This window comes from Cellulosimicrobium cellulans (assembly GCF_042723955.1).
In the GTDB taxonomy this organism is placed as follows: domain Bacteria; phylum Actinomycetota; class Actinomycetes; order Actinomycetales; family Cellulomonadaceae; genus Cellulosimicrobium; species Cellulosimicrobium cellulans_H.
The window spans coordinates 22,804-37,886 of the sequence record NZ_JBHXIC010000001.1 but is presented as its reverse complement, the minus strand read 5'-3'; the positions used below and the strand labels follow the sequence as shown (position 1 = coordinate 37,886).

Here is a 15,083-nt window from a genome sequence, read left to right as displayed (position 1 = left end):
GTGGTGGTGCCGTGTCTACCATCCGCCGCTCGTTCCTCGCGGCTCCCGCCAGGCCCGCCCACGACGCGGCACCACCACCCACCCCGCCCGGTGTCGTCTCGCCTTGGTCTTCGCCCGGCCGGGCGACTGCTCGCGGTGGCGGACCGTCTCTTGCGGTGCCGTGAGCGCGCGCGGGCTGGTGCGGGTCGACCGGCTGCCTCGGGCGATCCGGCTGCGGCGGGCGGCCTGCGGCCGTGGGCGTGACCAGGGTTCTACCTCAGCCCACCAGGGTTCTACCTCGCGGGCCGGCGGGTCTGCCTCGGTGCAGCAGGGATCTGCTCGGCAGTGCGAACGGCCCTGCGCGGTGCGGTCAGGAATAACCTATACGTGCGTATGGTTATTGCTCTCGGGTCGTGAGTGCGGCTCGTGGGAACGAACGAGGAGTGGACAGAGATGGTCGCCGCCGAGGGGCTCGTCATCGACTGGGCGCAGATGCCCACCTACAACACCGTGATGTCCGTCGCCGTCGGCGCCGGGCTGATCCTGCTCGTCATGCTCGGGCGTGAGCTGCTGCGGTCGCCGCGGAAGGTCGTCGTCGAGGGGTGGTCGCTCGCGTTCGGGGTGCTCGGCACGATCCTCACGGCGACGGGGCTGCACATGACGCTCACGTGGCCGCTCGCCGCGGGTGGCTTCCCGTTCGACAACATCATCTTCGGCGAGACGAGCCTCGCGTTCGGCGTGCTGCTGCTCGCGGCGGCGTTCTACCTGTGGACGCGGGGCCGGGCGGCGCTCGAGCGCGCGGACGCGACCGAGCACCTGCAGGCCGTGGCCCGCCCCGTCTCCGTGTTCGTGCTCGGTATGGGCCTCGGGCTCGTCGCCATCGCGATCGCGGGCGTGACGTACCAGCTCTTCGCCGCTCCGCCGGAGGAGCCCATCTCGGGCGCGTTCGCCGCCTACCCGCTCGTCGAGGCGATCTTCATGTCCGGTCTCATCGCGCTCGTCGGCGTCGGTGCGATCCTCTTCCCGTTCGCGGTGCGTTCGGGTCGCCGCGCCGTGCGAACCGTCATCGGCTGGGCCTGGGGCCTGTCCGGGGTCGCGTTCCTGCTGTTCGGCGCCATGAACTTCTTCACCCACATCGGGCTCATCGTCAACACGATGGGCTGACGACGGGCCGACGCCGAGCGGCAGGCCAGGACCCCGTGGGCCGGGACGGCTCGCGGGGTTCGCCTCGCGCGTGCGAGGCGTCATCATAGGGCCATGCAATCACCGGTGCGCGTCGTGGCACACGCCGCGGTCCTCGCCGTCGTCGCCGGGCTCTGCCTCGCCGTCGTCGCGAGCGGCGCGTTCGACGTCGTGTCGCTGCCCGACGCGGCACCCGCCGCCGCACCGTCCCCGCCCGCCGGGGCGGAGGGCGGGGCCGCCGCCCCGGTGGACGACGGCAGCGAGGCCGACACCCCGGGAGTCGTGCCCGACGACGGGGCGGCCGAGCCGGGGGACGGGGGCGAGGGCACGACGGCGGACCCCGCCGCCCCGACCGCCGTCGACCCGGTCTGCCGGGACGCGGAGGTCGCCTGGGGGGCCGCGGCCAAGGCGCAGGTCAACCTCACCGTCGAGCACCCCGAGGCGCTGGTCGACGGCTTCACGACGGCGCGGGACGCGCTCACCGGTGCCACGCCCCCGGGCGAGATCGCCCGCGACTGGGCCGTCGTGACGACGTATCTCACGATGATCGCCGACGAGGTCGAGGCGACCGGCGCGGGCGACACGGACGAGCTGTCCCGGGCGATCGACCGCGTCGGACGGCGCATCGACACGGCCGCGCTCACGACGTCGTCGCAGGCCGTCACGGACTACTTCCGGGCGGGCTGCGCGCGCTGACCGGGGTGCGGCGGGTTTTCACCCCGTGGCGCTCGACACATGGGGAGGGCTCCCCACCTCGGCGGTTTGGGGGCGCGCAGGGCACCGGCATGGGAAACCATGGGTCCCATGCGCAACCGACTGACGATCACGAAGAGCACGACCGCCCTCGCGACGAGCGCCCTGCTCGTGCTCGGCCTCGCCGCCTGCAGCGGCTCGGGCGACGACGCGAGCACCGACTCCGAGACCACCGCGTCGGAGGAGACGACCCCGGCCGAGGACGAGGCCAGCGACACCACCGAGTCGGAGGAGACCACGGAGGAGGAGACCGGCGACGCCGAGGCGTCGGGCGACTTCTGCACCGCCTACGAGACCCTCATCGACGCCCAGAGCTCGCTCGGCTCGATCGACACGAGCGACCCGGCCGGCGCCGTGACCGAGTTCGAGACGTTCACCGCGTCGCTCGAGGCCGCCGAGGCTCCCGCCGAGATCAGCGCCGACTGGGACAACGTGACCGGCGTCTTCCGCCAGCTCACCGACACCCTCAAGACCGCGGTCGACGACCCGGCCAGCGCCGACATGTCCGCCATCACGTCGGCCATGACCGACGAGACGTTCCAGACCTCCGCGCAGAACGTCGCGGTGTACGGCACGCAGAACTGCTGACGACTCCTGTCCCTACCGGACCCCGGCCCGCCTCGGCGCGCCGGGGTCCGGTGCGTCCGGGGTCGGACCGGCCGTCCCCGGACGGATCCGCCAGGATGGACCCATGCCTCCCGCCGACGCCGCCCCTGCCTCCTCCACGCCCGCCGTGCCGGACGTCGTCGTGAGCGCACCCCCGCCCGGTGCGGGCCTGGCGCCGGCGGAGCTCGCGGCGGCCGCGGCGACGCTGCGCGAGGACCTCGCGGCGGCGGGATTCACGGTCGACGGCGTCGAGCGGGTGCTCGGCCCGGTCGCGTCGGCCGCGCTGCACCGCGAGCAGGCCGTGCCGGCGCGGCGCGCGCTGCGGGGCCGCGAGTCCGACCCCTCGGCCGCTCTGGCCGCGCTGTTCCTCCTGGGCGACGACGTCCCGCGCGCCGCGCTCGACGCGGCCCTCGGGCGCACGGGGGTCGACGGCGCGCGGCGGCTCGGTCTGGTCGAGGCCGCGGGCGCGGCCGACGACGACGCCGTGCGCGCCGTCGTGGACCTGCGGCCCTACGCGGCGTCGGACGCGGCGGGCCCGGTGACGTGGTGGCTGTCGTCGGACCTGGGCGAGCTCGCGACGGGCCGGCGGCTCGCCCCGGACCACGTCCTGGGCGCGGGCGGGGCGTCCCTGACGCTCGCGCAGGTGACGGTCCGGACCCCGGTCGGGCGCGTGCTCGACCTCGGGACGGGCTGCGGGATCCAGGCCCTGCACGCCGCGCGGCACGCGCGGTCGGTCGTCGGCACCGACATCTCGCGCCGCGCCCTGGGCTTCACAGCGTTCAACACAGCCGTCAACACAGCGTTCGACGCGGCGATCAGCACGGTGCCCGACGCCGGGGTGGCGGGGCCCGGCGCGCCGATCGAGCTCCGCGCGGGGTCGATGCTCGAGCCCGTGGCGGGCGAGCGGTTCGAGCTGGTCGTGTCGAACCCGCCGTTCGTCATCACCCCGCGCGGCGGGGGCGACGGGGCGGACGCGCTGCCCGAGTACGAGTACCGCGACGGCGGGCGGGCGGGCGACGACGTCGTGCGCGACCTCGTGACGGGCGTCGGCGCGGTGCTCGCGCCAGGCGGCGTGGCGCAGCTCCTCGGCAACTGGGAGCACCGGCGCGGCGTCCCGTGGGACGAGCGCGTCGGGGCGTGGCTCGACGCGGCAGGTCTTGACGGCTGGGTGGTCCAGCGCGAGGTGCAGGACCCGGCCGAGTACGCCGAGACGTGGATCCGCGACGGCGGCACGACCCCGGAGCGCGAGCCCGCGGCGTGGGCGGCCGCCTACGCCGCGTGGCTCGACGACTTCGCGGCCCGCGACGTGGAGGCCGTCGGGTTCGGGATCGTGACGCTGCGGCGCCCGGTCGACGGCGCGCGTCCGACGCTGCGCCGGCTCGAGGAGCACACGGGTCCCGTCCGTCAGCCGCTCGGCGCTCACCTCGCGGCGTCGCTCGCGGCGCACGACTGGCTCACCGCGCGTGACGACGACGCCCTCGCCGGTGCGCGTCTCGCCGTCGCGGCCGACGTGACCGAGGAACGGTTCCACGCGCCGGGCGCTGCGGACCCGACGGTCGTGCTGCTGCGGCAGGGCGACGGGCTCGGCCGGGCCGTCCAGGCCTCGACCGGGCTCGCGGCGCTCGTCGGCGCGAGCGACGGCGAGCTGACGGTCGGCCAGCTCGTGGGAGCGATCGCCGCCCTCTTCGAGGTGCCCGCGGCCGACCTCGCCGGCGAGCTGCTGCCCGCTGTGCGAGGCCTGGTGCGCGACGGCTTCCTCGCCCCAGCCGCGTAGCGCGGGGGTCGCGGTCACCCCGCGTCGTCGGGCGCGCCGGGCCTCAGGCCTCGGCCGCCGGGCCGTCCAGGACCGCCCCGGACTGTGCGCCGAGCGCGGCGAGCAGCGCGTCGATCGTGCGTCGCGTCACGGCGACCATGTCGACGCGGTCGGGGTCCAGGAGCCACTGGACCTGGAGCCCGTCCATGACGGCGACGATCGCCGCCGCGGTCTGCTCGACGTCGGTGCCCACGGGCACCTCGCCCCGCTCCAGGGCCTCTTCCAGCGCGCGTTCGACCAGGGCGCGCAGGCCGACGTAGCGGTCGCGGAACCACTGCTGCGCGGGGTGCCCGTCGGTGACGGACTCGGCGGACAGGACCGCGTAGAGCTGGGTGATGCCCGGCCGCGCGACGTTGCGAGCGACCGTGTCGACGAGGTGGTCGAGGTAGGCGAGCCCGTGCGGGCGGGACGACGCGTGGGCGGGACCGCCGTCGCCGTCGTCCGCGTCCTCGGCGTCGCGCGCGTGGAGGAGCGCGGTGAGCAGCCCTTCCTTGGTCCGGAAGTGGTGGAGGATCGCGGGCGCGGAGATCCCCACCTCGTCGGCGATCTCGGCGAGCGAGGCCCCGTGGTAGCCGCGCGTCGCGAACGCTGCCGCCGCCACGTCGAGGATCTCCTGGCGGCGACGGCCGCCCCGACCGCGCGAGCCCGGGGTCGGGGGGACGCCTGCGTCGTCGTCGGCGCTCACGGGGGCAGCCTAGGTGCTCGCGCCGTCCCGGAGACCGGCGGGACCGCCGCGAGACAGGGCTGGGCCGCACCGATACGTTCAGGTCGCATGGACCTCGAGGTGCGTCACCTGCGCATGATCGTGGTGGTGGCCGAGTCGGGCAGCGTGACCAAGGCGGCGGCGTCGCTCGGTCTCGCCCAGCCCGCCCTCACCGCCCAGCTCAACCGGATCGACCGCGCGCTGGGCGGGTGCGTGTTCACGCGCGACCGCCAGGGGGCGCGCCCGACCGAGCTCGGCGAGCTGGTGCTGCGCCACGCGCGCGTCGTGCTGCCCGCGATGGCGGCGCTCGTCGACGACGCGCGGCGGCACGTGAGCGACCGGGCGACGGCGGGGTCCGTCCGCGTGGGGACGGTGAGCTCCGCGATCGGCGGGCTGTTCGCGAGCCGCCTGCACGCGGCGCTGCCCGCGGCCCTCGCGGTCGACGACCTCCTCGTCACCACGGCGACGTCGTGGTCCGTCGAGGAGACGGCGGAGCGGCTGGCGAGCGGGACCCTCGACGTCGCGCTGGTCGGCATGTGCGACGACGCGTCGCCGCCGACCGACGGAGGGCTCGTGTGGACGGCGGTGTCGACGGACCCCGTGTTCGTCCTCGTCGACGAGTACCACCCCGTCGCGGCGCGGGACGCCGTCGGGCTCGGCGAGCTCGCCGACGCGCTGTGGCTCACGGCCCCGGGCAGCGGGTGCTTCGAGCGGTGCTTCGTGAGCGCGTGCGTCCGGGCGGGGTTCACGCCGCGGGCGATGGGGGAGTCGGACCGGACGTCGTGCATCGACCAGGTGCGCGGCGGCCACGCGGTCGCGCTCGTCCAGCCCGTGCTGCTCGACGCGCCGGGCGTGCGGACGGTCGCCCTCGACGGGGCTCCGCTGCGCTGGACGCACCACGTGGGATGGCGCCGCGACGCGGCGGAGCGCCTGCCGGTGGACGTGATCGCGCGCGCCGCCGCGGGGGCCCACCGCGACGCGGTGCAGCGCTCGCCGCGCTACCGGCGCTGGCGCGCCGAGCACCCGGTGGAGATCGCGTAGGGGCGCTCCCGCACATAGCGCCCGCGTATGACCTGATCGTGATCTGGGCGCGTCCTGGGTGCCTCCCTAGCGTGGCCCTCGACCGGGCCACCCGGGCCCGGCGAAGGGAATGGACGACATGACACGACCACTCCGCAGGAGGATCGCCGCGGTCACCGCCGCCGCGACGCTCCTGACGGGCGCGGCCGCGACGCACGCCGTCGCGGGTACGCCCGCCCCCGAGGACCAGCGCGCGACGGTGCGCGCGGTCCCCAAGACGACCCCCGGCCTGGAACGCGCGCTCCAGCGCGACCTGGGCCTCAGCGCGCGGGACGCACGGACGCGCCTCGCCTTCCAGTCCGACGCGGCCGGCACCGAGGCGGCGCTCGAGCGTCGCCTGGGCGCCGACTACGCGGGCTCCTGGGTCGACGACTCCGCGAACGTCCTCTACGTCGGCGTCACCGACGCCGCCGACGCCCGCGCGGTGCGGGCCGAGGGCGCCACCGCGGTGAGCGTGGACCACACCCTCGCCGACCTCGAGACCTGGCGGGCGACGCTCGACGGTGCCCTCGCCGACGACCCGGCGGCGCTGCCGGGCTGGTACGTCGACGTGACGCGCAACCGCGTCGTCGTCTCCGTGCGCGACGGCGGCGAGGCCGACGTCGCCGCGCAGGTCGCCGCGGCGGGCGTCCCCGCGGAGGCGGTGGCGTACGAGGAGACGACCGAGACCCCGCGCCCGCTGATCGACGTCGTCGGCGGCAACGCCTACACGATCGGCGGTGGCAGCCGCTGCTCCGTCGGGTTCGCGGTCCAGGGCGGGTTCGTCACGGCCGGGCACTGCGGCTCGACCGGGGCGCGCACGTCCGGCCCGTCGGGCACGTTCCGCGGGTCGAGCTTCCCCGGCAACGACTACGCCTGGGTCCAGGTCGACGCGGGCAACACGCCGGTGGGCGCGGTGAACAACTACGCCGGCGGCCGCGTGGCCGTGGCCGGGGCGACGCAGGCGCCGGTCGGCGCGTCGGTGTGCCGGTCGGGCTCCACGACGGGCTGGCACTGCGGGACGGTCCTGGCGTACAACGCCTCGGTCACCTACGCGCAGGGCACCGTCACCGGGCTCATCCGCACCAACGTGTGCGCCGAGCCGGGCGACTCCGGCGGCTCGCTGCTCGCGGGCAACCAGGCGCAGGGCGTGACGTCGGGCGGCTCCGGCAACTGCTCCTCCGGCGGCACGACGTACTTCCAGCCCGTCGGCGAGATCCTCTCCGCGTACGGGCTCACGCTCGTCACGAGCGACGGCGGGGGCGGCAACCCCGAGCCGCCGACGGGCTGCACCGGCTACGCCCGGACGTACTCCGGGACGCTCTCGGCCGGGGCGACGGCCGTCCAGCCGAACGGGTCGTACTACACGGCCGCGACCGCGGGCTCCCACCGCGGCTGCGTGACCGGCCCGGCCGGCAGCGACTACGACCTGTACCTCCAGCGGTGGAACGGGTCGTCGTGGGTCTCGGTCGCGCAGTCCACGTCGCCGGGGGCGAACGAGTCGCTGTCGTACGACGGCGCGGCGGGCTACTACCGGTTCGTGGTGCACGCGTACGCGGGGTCGGGCGCCTACTCGCTGGGGGTCACGACCCCCTGACCCGCCCTGAGCGTCCGATCGCCGAGCACGAGGTTGCCGTCGTTCCCGCCCTCTTTCCGGGAGCAACCTCGTGCTCGGCGGCGTGCAGGGACGTGGCCGCGGCGCGCCGCGCGCGGGGTCCCTCAGGCCAGCAGCGCCGGGCCGTACTTGAGCACCACGAGGATCGCGAGCCCCACGAGCCACGCGGCCACCAGGTACCCGTAGGCCCCCGAGCGGACGAAGCCGAGCATCCGTGCCTGCGCGGCCCGCGGCAGGTACAGGTTGTCCTCCAGCACGTTCCAGTGCAGGAGCGACGCGAAGACGAGCGTCGTCGAGACCGTGATGAGCAGGCACCACGGGCACAGCGCGCCGATGACGAACATCGACTGGTAGAAGAGCCAGTAGGCGAACACGACGCCCAGGAAGTACACGCACTGCGCGGCGAAGAGGAACCAGCGGGGGAACCGCGTGCCGCCCAGCGCAGCGACCGCCGTCGTGATGACGATCGGCTCCGCGACCAGGCCGAGGAACGCGTTGGGGAATCCGAACACCTGCGCCTGCCACGACTGCGCGACCGTCCCGCACGACAGCACGGTGTTGACGTCGCACGACAGCGTGGCGGTGGGGTTCGCGGCGAGGAGCACGGCGTCGTACGACAGCACGAACGCCGCGGTGAGGCTGAGCAGGCCGAACAGCAGCATCTCGCCGAACAGCACGCCGCGGGAGTGGGTCCAGCCGGTCGGCCTCGCGAACGGGTCGAACGCCGCGTCCTGCGCACGCTCCGTGCCCGACGGCGTCCGGTCGCCCGGTCGCGCGTCGTCCGTCAGGGCGGTGGTCGTTCCGGTCACGGGCGGTCCTCGGGTCCGCGGGGCCCCGCCGGGTCGGGGGACGCCCCGGCGGGCGGGCAGAAGGTGGCGCCGGCCGGCAGGGTGGGCGCGCTGCCGGCTCGGCGCCGCACCCAGGCTACGGAGCGCGCACCCGCCGCCGACAGGGACCATGGTCCCGGATCCTGTCTGCCGAACCCGCCGAACCCGCCCCGCTTCCCGTCGAACACGACATGAGAGACGTCGAGGGGCCGAGAACGACCGCCATGTCGTGCTCGACGGGGCGTCGTGTCGTTCTCGGCCGAGGTGTGCGACGACGGTGGGTCGTCCCGGCGGTGCGGGCGTCCCCGCCTAAGATCTGGGGGCGCCCGCGCTCCCCGCGGTGCCGCCCGGCCCGAGCCCACCGCCCGAGAGGACCTGCGTGCAGCACGACGACGTCGACTCCCTGCGACGGTCGAGCGCGGCGTGGCGGCTCCTGCGCGCGGACACGGCGCCGCTCGTGCTGTCGTTCCTCGGCACGCTGTTCGTCGAGGACAACGTGCGCGCGATCCCCGAGAGCGAGCTCGTCGCGCGGCTCGACGACCACCTGTGGGCGGTCGACGGCCGGTCCGCCCGGGCGTCCGGCTCGGAACCCCGCTACCCGCGCGCCCCGCAGGCGTACGTCGACCACTGGGCCCACCCGGACCAGGGCTGGCTGCGCGCCTGGTACCCGCCGGGCTCCGGTGAGCCGCACTACGACGCGACGCCCGCCGTCGAGCAGGCCGTGCGCTGGGTCGCGTCGCTGCGCGGGCGCGGGTTCGTGGGCACGGAGTCGCGGCTCAACACGGTGTTCGAGCTCCTGCGCCAGCTCGCCGTCGGGACGCAGACCGACCCGGCGGAGCGCCTGCGCGAGCTCGAGGAGCGGCGCGCCGCCATCGACGAGGAGATCGCGCAGGTACGCGCCGGGCGCGTGGCCGTGCTCGACGCCGCGGCGCAGCGCGACCGCTACCAGCAGCTCACGCAGACCGCGGCCGACCTCCTCTCCGACTTCCGCGAGGTCGAGGCGAACTTCCGCTCGCTGGACCGCGACCTGCGCGAGCGCATCACCGGCTGGGACGGCGCCAAGGGCGAGCTGCTGGAGGAGGTCGTGCGGTCTCGCACGGCGATCGCGGAGTCCGACCAGGGCCGCTCGTTCCACGCGTTCTACGACTTCCTGCTCGACCGCCGCCGCCAGGAGGAGTTCGCCGCGCTCGTCGAGCGCGTGCAGTCCCTCGACGCGATCGCGCCCGACGTCGTCCGGCCGGCCCCGGGGGCGCCGGGGCCGGTCGTGGACGCCGCCACGACGGACGCGGCGGCGCGGGAGCAGGAGCACCGCCGCCTGCGGCGCGTCCACTACGACTGGCTCGACGCCGGCGAGCGCACGCAGGCGACCGTGCGGACGCTCTCCGAGCAGCTCCGCCGCTTCCTCGACGACCAGGTGTGGCTGGAGAACCGGCGGGTCATGGACATCCTGCGCGGCGTCGAGGCGAAGGCGCTCGCGGCGCGCGACGTCCGCCGCGGACCGGGCGGCCCGCCAGGCATGGTGGTCGACGCCGTCGCCCCGGACGTCGTGCTGCCGACGGAGCGGCCGCTGTTCACGCCGCGACCGACGGCCCGGCTCGACTCGGACCACGTCGAGGTCGGCGACGACGACTTCGAGGTCGACGCGCTCTACGACCAGGTGCACGTGGACCCCGAGCGGCTCGCACGCACGGTCCGGGCGACGCTCACCGCCCCGGGAGGGCCGGGGGAGGTCGCGCTCGCCGACGTGCTCGCCGCCGCGCCGCTCGAGCACGGCCTGGCCGAGCTCGTGACGTACCTGTCGCTGGAGGACCCGCGCTTCGTCGTCGTGCACGACGACGAGCGCACCGACGAGGTGCGCTGGGAGGGCGAGGCCCCGAGCGGGCCGGTCGCCGACGACGGCGCGCCGGACCCGGTGGTGCGCGTCGCGCGCCTGCCCCGCGTCACGTACGCGCGGCGCACGGGGCCGGCCGGCGGGGCACCGCGGGTGCCGCGCGTCCCCGTCCCGGGCGGCCCGTCCGCGACCCGACCCGACGAGAACCCCCACGACACCGCCGACCCCGCCCCGGAGGAGACCCCGTGAGCACGACCCGCCCCGCGCGCGACCCGGAGCTGTCCGTCGTCGTGACGTCGCTGCTCAAGGGAGTGGTCTACCGAGAGTCCGGCGAGGCGCTGTGGCGCGACCTGCTCGCGCGCGAGGCGCAGGTGCGCGACACCGTCGCGATGATGGGCCTCCAGGTCGTCGTCGACGAGGGCGACGGCTACGCCTACCTGCGCTCGCAGCCCGAGCACGAGCGCGACGAGCGCGTGCCCCGCCTGATCCCGCGCCGCGAGCTGCCGTTCGACGTGAGCCTGCTGCTCGCGCTGCTGCGCAAGCGGCTCGCGCAGGCGGACTCCGAGGGCGGCGAGACGCGCCTCGTGCTCGCGCGCACGGAGATCGTCGACCTGCTGCGGGTCTTCCTCGCGCAGGACGCGGGCGCCGCCGCCAACGAGGCGCGGCTCGTGGACCGGGTCGACGGTCTGGTGCGACGCGTCGTGGAGCTCGGTTTCCTGCGCCCGGCGGGCCGCCCCGACCCGGACGGCGCGCCTGACGGCGGGGCCGCCCCGTTCGAGGACGGCGACCCGGCCGCGGGCGACGCGCGGCGGTACGAGGTGCGCCGCATCCTCAAGGCGTTCGTCGACGCGCAGTGGCTCGCGGACTTCGACGCGCGCCTCGCGCAGTACCTGGAGCTCGCCGCGGACGGCGGGACGCGCGGGCCGTCGTCGGCACGGCGGGCACGGGGACGGGCGCAGTGACGAGCGCAGGCACGACGACGAGGACGGTGGCGTGATGGAGGGCCTGTTCAGCGCGGTCGAGCTGCACGACCCGGCGGCGGACCTCGACGCCCGGGCGGGCTTCCGCCTCGAGCGGCTCGAGGTGCTCAACTGGGGCACGTTCGACCAGCGCGTGTGGGCGTTCGACCTCGACGGCCGCAACGCGCTCCTCACGGGCGACATCGGGTCGGGCAAGTCGACCATCGTCGACGCCGTGACGACGCTGCTCGTGCCGTCGCACCGCATCTCCTACAACAAGGCGGCCGGCGCCGGGGCGCGCGAGCGGTCGCTGCGGTCGTACGTCGCGGGCCACTACAAGTCCGAGCGCGACGAGGCGACGGGCACGACGCGCCACGTCGGGCTCCGCGAGCGCGGTACCTACTCCGTGGTGCTGGGTCGGTTCTCCAACCGCGGGTTCGACCAGGAGGTCACGCTCGCCCAGGTGTTCTGGCTCGCGCAGGGCCAGTCGGGCCAGCCGGACCGGTTCTTCGTCACGGCCGACCGGCCGCTGACGATCACCGAGGATTTCGCGGGGTTCGGCGGCGACGTGGCGGCGCTGCGGCGGCGGCTGCGCGAGTCGGGCGCCCAGGTGCGCGACCACTTCCCCGAGTACGGCCGCGACTTCCGCCGCCTGCTCGGCATCCCGTCGGACCAGGCGATGGACCTGTTCCACCAGACCGTGTCGATGAAGTCTGTCGGCGACCTCGGCGAGTTCGTCCGCGAGCACATGCTCGAGCCGTTCGACGCGGACCGGTGGACGGACCGGCTCGTCGCGCACTTCGACGACCTCACGAGCGCGCACGACGCCGTCGTGCGGGCCACCGCGCAGATCGAGCGGCTCGCGCCGCTGCTCGCGGACTGCGACGCGCACGACGCGCTGGGGGAGCGGTCCGCGGCGCTCGTGGCCCGGCGCGACGCGCTCCGCGCGTTCACGGCGTCGCGCCGCGTGGCCGACCTCGACGGGCTGATCGGCGCGCTGGACGAGCGCGTGGCGGACGGCGAGGCGCGGCGGCAGCGCGTCGGCGACGAGCTGGGACTCCTCGCGGCCGAGCGCCAGCGGCTCGAGCTCGATCGCGCGGGGCACGGCGGTGACCGGCTCGCCGCGATCGAGGGCGAGGTCGCGCGTCGCGAGGTCGAGCGCGCAGCGCGCGAGCGCCGCGTCGCCCAGCTCGCGGGCTACGCCGCCGCCGCCGGCCTCACGCTCGGCGGCTCCGACGCTGCCGAACACGGGGCTGCGGCACCCCCGCGTGCCGAGCCCGGCGACATCCCCGGGTTCGGCGGCGGGGCGGCGGCCGTGGCCGCCGCCCTCGTCGACGCCGACGCGTTCGCCGCGCTGCGGCGCGAGGCCGACGACGCCGCGGTGCGGGTGCGCGAGGACCTCGCCCGGGCGGAGGAGCGGGTGAGCGAGGTCGCCGCCGAGGTCCGCGCGGTCGAGCAGGAGACCGCCGACGTCAAGGCCGAGCTCGCGAGCCTCGCCGACCGCCGCTCCAACCTGCCCCGCACCCACCTGGAGGTCCGCGACCGGCTGTGCGCCGGCGTCGGGCTCGCGCCGGGTGACGTGCCGTTCGTCGGCGAGCTGCTCGCGGTGCGCCCCGAGCACGCCGACTGGGAGGGCGCGGCCGAGCGCGTGCTGCGCGGCTTCGCGCTCTCGCTCCTCGTGCCGGCGGCGCACTACGAGGCCGTCGCCGCGTGGGTCGACCGCGAGCACCTGGGCCTGCGGCTCGTGTACCACCGGGTGCCCGACCGCGTGCCGGCCGCCCGGCCCGCGTCGCGCGACGACGTCCCGCTGCTCGCCGACCTGCTCGACGTGCGCCGCCTCGACGACGCGCCGTCGCTCACGGCGTGGGTCGAGGCCGAGCTGGAGCGCCGCGCGGACCACGCGTGCGCGCCCGACCTCGACGCCTTCCGCCGGCTGCCCCGCGCGATCACGCGCGCCGGCCAGGTGAAGCACTCGCCCGACCACCACGAGAAGAACGACACGCGTGCGGTCGACGACCGCCGCGGCTACGTGCTCGGATGGTCGACGCAGGCCAAGATCGACGCCCTGCTCGAGCAGGCGGCCGAGGTGACCGCGCGGCGCGACACCTTCGCGCGGCGCCGCGACGAGGCCGCCGCCGTGCGCGGCGAGCTCCAGGCGCGCTCGGTCGCGCTCGGGCGGCTCGACGTCTACCGCGACTGGGACGAGCTCGACCGCGGCGCGGAGACGGCGCGCATCGCCGAGCTCGCCGAGGAGAAGCGCCGCCTCGAGCAGGCGAGCGACGAGCTCGGCCGGATCGCCGGCCTGCTCGACGACAACGCGCGCCGCCACGGCGAGCTGGAGGCCGAGCGCGACCGCGTCGTCGCGACGCTCGGCGCCGACCGGCACGCGCTCGACGAGGCGCGCACCGCGCGCGAGCGGGCGCGGGCGGTGCTCGACGGCGCGGGCGAGACGCTCGACGAGGAGACGACGGCGGCGCTCGCTGCGGAGTTCGACCGCGAGCTCGCAGCGGTCGGGCCCGCCGACCCCGACCGGGAGGGGACGGCCGGCCCGACGCGCGCGGCCGACCTGGACGCCGTCGAGAACGCGGTGCGCTCGCGGCTCACGGCCGAGGCCGAGCAGGCGCAGCGCGAGCGCGCCGACCTCGGGACCCGCGTCGCGGGGCAGATGGCGTCGTTCCGCTCGGCGTACCCGGTGGAGACGGCGGAGCTCGACGCGGACGTGCGGTCGGCCGCCGGCTACCGCGAGATCCACGACCGGCTCGTCCGCGACGACCTCCCGCGCTTCGAGGCCGACTTCAAGGCGTACCTCAACACCAACGCGATCCGCGACATCGCGGGCTTCGCGGCAGAGCTCGCCAAGCAGGCCGACGTCATCCGCGACCGGATCGACACGATCAACGACTCGCTCCGCGCGATCGACTACAACCCCGGCCGGTACATCCGGCTCGAGATGTCGCGCACGCCGAACCTCGAGGTCCGCGAGTTCCAGCAGGACCTGCGCGCGTGCACCGACGGCGACGGGATCCTCGCCGAGGACGACCGCGCGCTGGCCGAGGGCGACGGGTCCCTCGCGGACGGCGACGGCGCGCTGTCGTACTCGGAGGACCGGTTCCTGCGCGTCAAGGCGCTGGTCGAGCGGTTCCGCGGGCGTGAGGGCATGACCGACCTCGACGAGGCCTGGCGCCGGCGCGTGACGGACGTGCGCAACTGGTTCGTGCTCTCCGCGTCCGAGCGGTCGCGCGCCGACGACTCCGAGCACGAGCACTACTCGGACTCCGGCGGCAAGTCGGGCGGGCAGAAGGAGAAGCTCGCGTACACCGTGCTCGCGGCGTCGCTCGCCTACCAGTTCAAGCTCGACTGGGGCGCGGTGCGCTCGACGGCGTTCCGGTTCGTCGTCATCGACGAGGCGTTCGGGCGGGGGTCGGACGAGTCGACCCGGTTCGCGCTCGAGCTGTTCCGCCGCCTGGGCCTGCAGCTCCTCATCGTCACGCCGCTGCAGAAGATCCACGTCATCGAGCCGTACATCTCGGCCGTCGGGTTCGTGGACAACCCGTCGGGCCGGTCGTCACGCCTGCGGACCCTGTCGATCGCGGCGTACCGCGACGGTCGCCCGGCCGGCGAGGCACCGCCGTCGGACGCCGGTCTCGAGACCGCGGCGGAGCCCGAGCCCGCAGCGAGGTAGAACCCCGGTCGCGCGAGGGAGCACGCCGGTCTCGGCAAGGTTCCGTGAGCGGACGCCGTGCCCGACGACGAGCG

11 protein-coding genes are annotated in these 15,083 nt (G+C 75.7%); 9 read left to right on the top strand and 2 right to left on the bottom strand.

The features are described from left to right. The first annotated feature begins 405 nt into the window (after positions 1–405). From ACFWH7_RS00160 to ACFWH7_RS00145, 4 genes are all read left to right on the top strand, one after another. Positions 406–1,143, top strand: a complete 738-nt coding sequence (locus ACFWH7_RS00160) for a DUF981 domain-containing protein (RefSeq protein WP_378214460.1) — start codon at positions 406–408, stop codon at positions 1,141–1,143. Between the two features lie 93 nt (positions 1,144–1,236). After that, positions 1,237–1,857 carry a hypothetical protein gene (locus tag ACFWH7_RS00155; RefSeq protein WP_378214459.1) on the top strand — a complete coding sequence of 207 codons (621 nt, stop codon included), beginning with the start codon at positions 1,237–1,239 and terminating at the stop codon, positions 1,855–1,857. 108 nt (positions 1,858–1,965) lie between these two features. Next, positions 1,966–2,502, top strand: a complete 537-nt coding sequence (locus ACFWH7_RS00150) for a hypothetical protein (RefSeq protein WP_378214458.1) — start codon at positions 1,966–1,968, stop codon at positions 2,500–2,502. Positions 2,503–2,605: 103 nt separating this feature from the next. Then, positions 2,606–4,294: a DUF7059 domain-containing protein gene (locus ACFWH7_RS00145; RefSeq protein WP_378214457.1), complete on the top strand. Its 1,689-nt coding sequence runs from the start codon at positions 2,606–2,608 to the stop codon at positions 4,292–4,294. Positions 4,295–4,337: 43 nt separating this feature from the next. Here the strand turns inward: ACFWH7_RS00145 and ACFWH7_RS00140 are convergent, their stop codons facing one another. Continuing rightward, positions 4,338–5,018: a TetR/AcrR family transcriptional regulator gene (locus ACFWH7_RS00140; RefSeq protein WP_378214456.1), complete on the bottom strand. Its 681-nt coding sequence runs from the start codon at positions 5,016–5,018 to the stop codon at positions 4,338–4,340. 87 nt (positions 5,019–5,105) lie between these two features. Between ACFWH7_RS00140 and ACFWH7_RS00135 the strand changes: the two genes are divergently transcribed. Next, entirely contained in the window at positions 5,106–6,077 is a 972-nt protein-coding gene (locus ACFWH7_RS00135; RefSeq protein WP_378214455.1) for a LysR family transcriptional regulator, read from the top strand. A gap of 118 nt (positions 6,078–6,195) precedes the next feature. After that, on the top strand, positions 6,196–7,692 hold the full coding sequence (locus tag ACFWH7_RS00130; protein ID WP_378214454.1) for a S1 family peptidase: 1,497 nt from the start codon (positions 6,196–6,198) through the stop codon (positions 7,690–7,692). 122 nt (positions 7,693–7,814) lie between these two features. On the opposite strand, the gene ACFWH7_RS00125 is transcribed toward ACFWH7_RS00130, so the two are convergent. Continuing rightward, positions 7,815–8,519 (bottom strand): vitamin K epoxide reductase family protein, encoded by a 705-nt coding sequence (locus ACFWH7_RS00125; RefSeq protein WP_378214453.1) that lies wholly within the window; start codon positions 8,517–8,519, stop codon positions 7,815–7,817. A gap of 397 nt (positions 8,520–8,916) precedes the next feature. On the opposite strand from ACFWH7_RS00125, the gene ACFWH7_RS00120 reads away from it, so the two are divergent. The 3 genes from ACFWH7_RS00120 to ACFWH7_RS00110 are packed head-to-tail and all read left to right on the top strand — an operon-like array spanning position 8,917 to position 15,009. Beyond that, on the top strand, positions 8,917–10,617 hold the full coding sequence (locus ACFWH7_RS00120; RefSeq protein WP_378214452.1) for a DUF3375 domain-containing protein: 1,701 nt from the start codon (positions 8,917–8,919) through the stop codon (positions 10,615–10,617). Next, positions 10,614–11,330, top strand: a complete 717-nt coding sequence (locus tag ACFWH7_RS00115; protein ID WP_378214451.1) for a DUF4194 domain-containing protein — start codon at positions 10,614–10,616, stop codon at positions 11,328–11,330. Before ACFWH7_RS00120 ends, ACFWH7_RS00115 begins: the two co-directional genes overlap by 4 nt. A gap of 34 nt (positions 11,331–11,364) precedes the next feature. Next, positions 11,365–15,009 (top strand): ATP-binding protein, encoded by a 3,645-nt coding sequence (locus tag ACFWH7_RS00110; RefSeq protein ID WP_378214450.1) that lies wholly within the window; start codon positions 11,365–11,367, stop codon positions 15,007–15,009. Positions 15,010–15,083 lie beyond the last annotated feature (74 nt).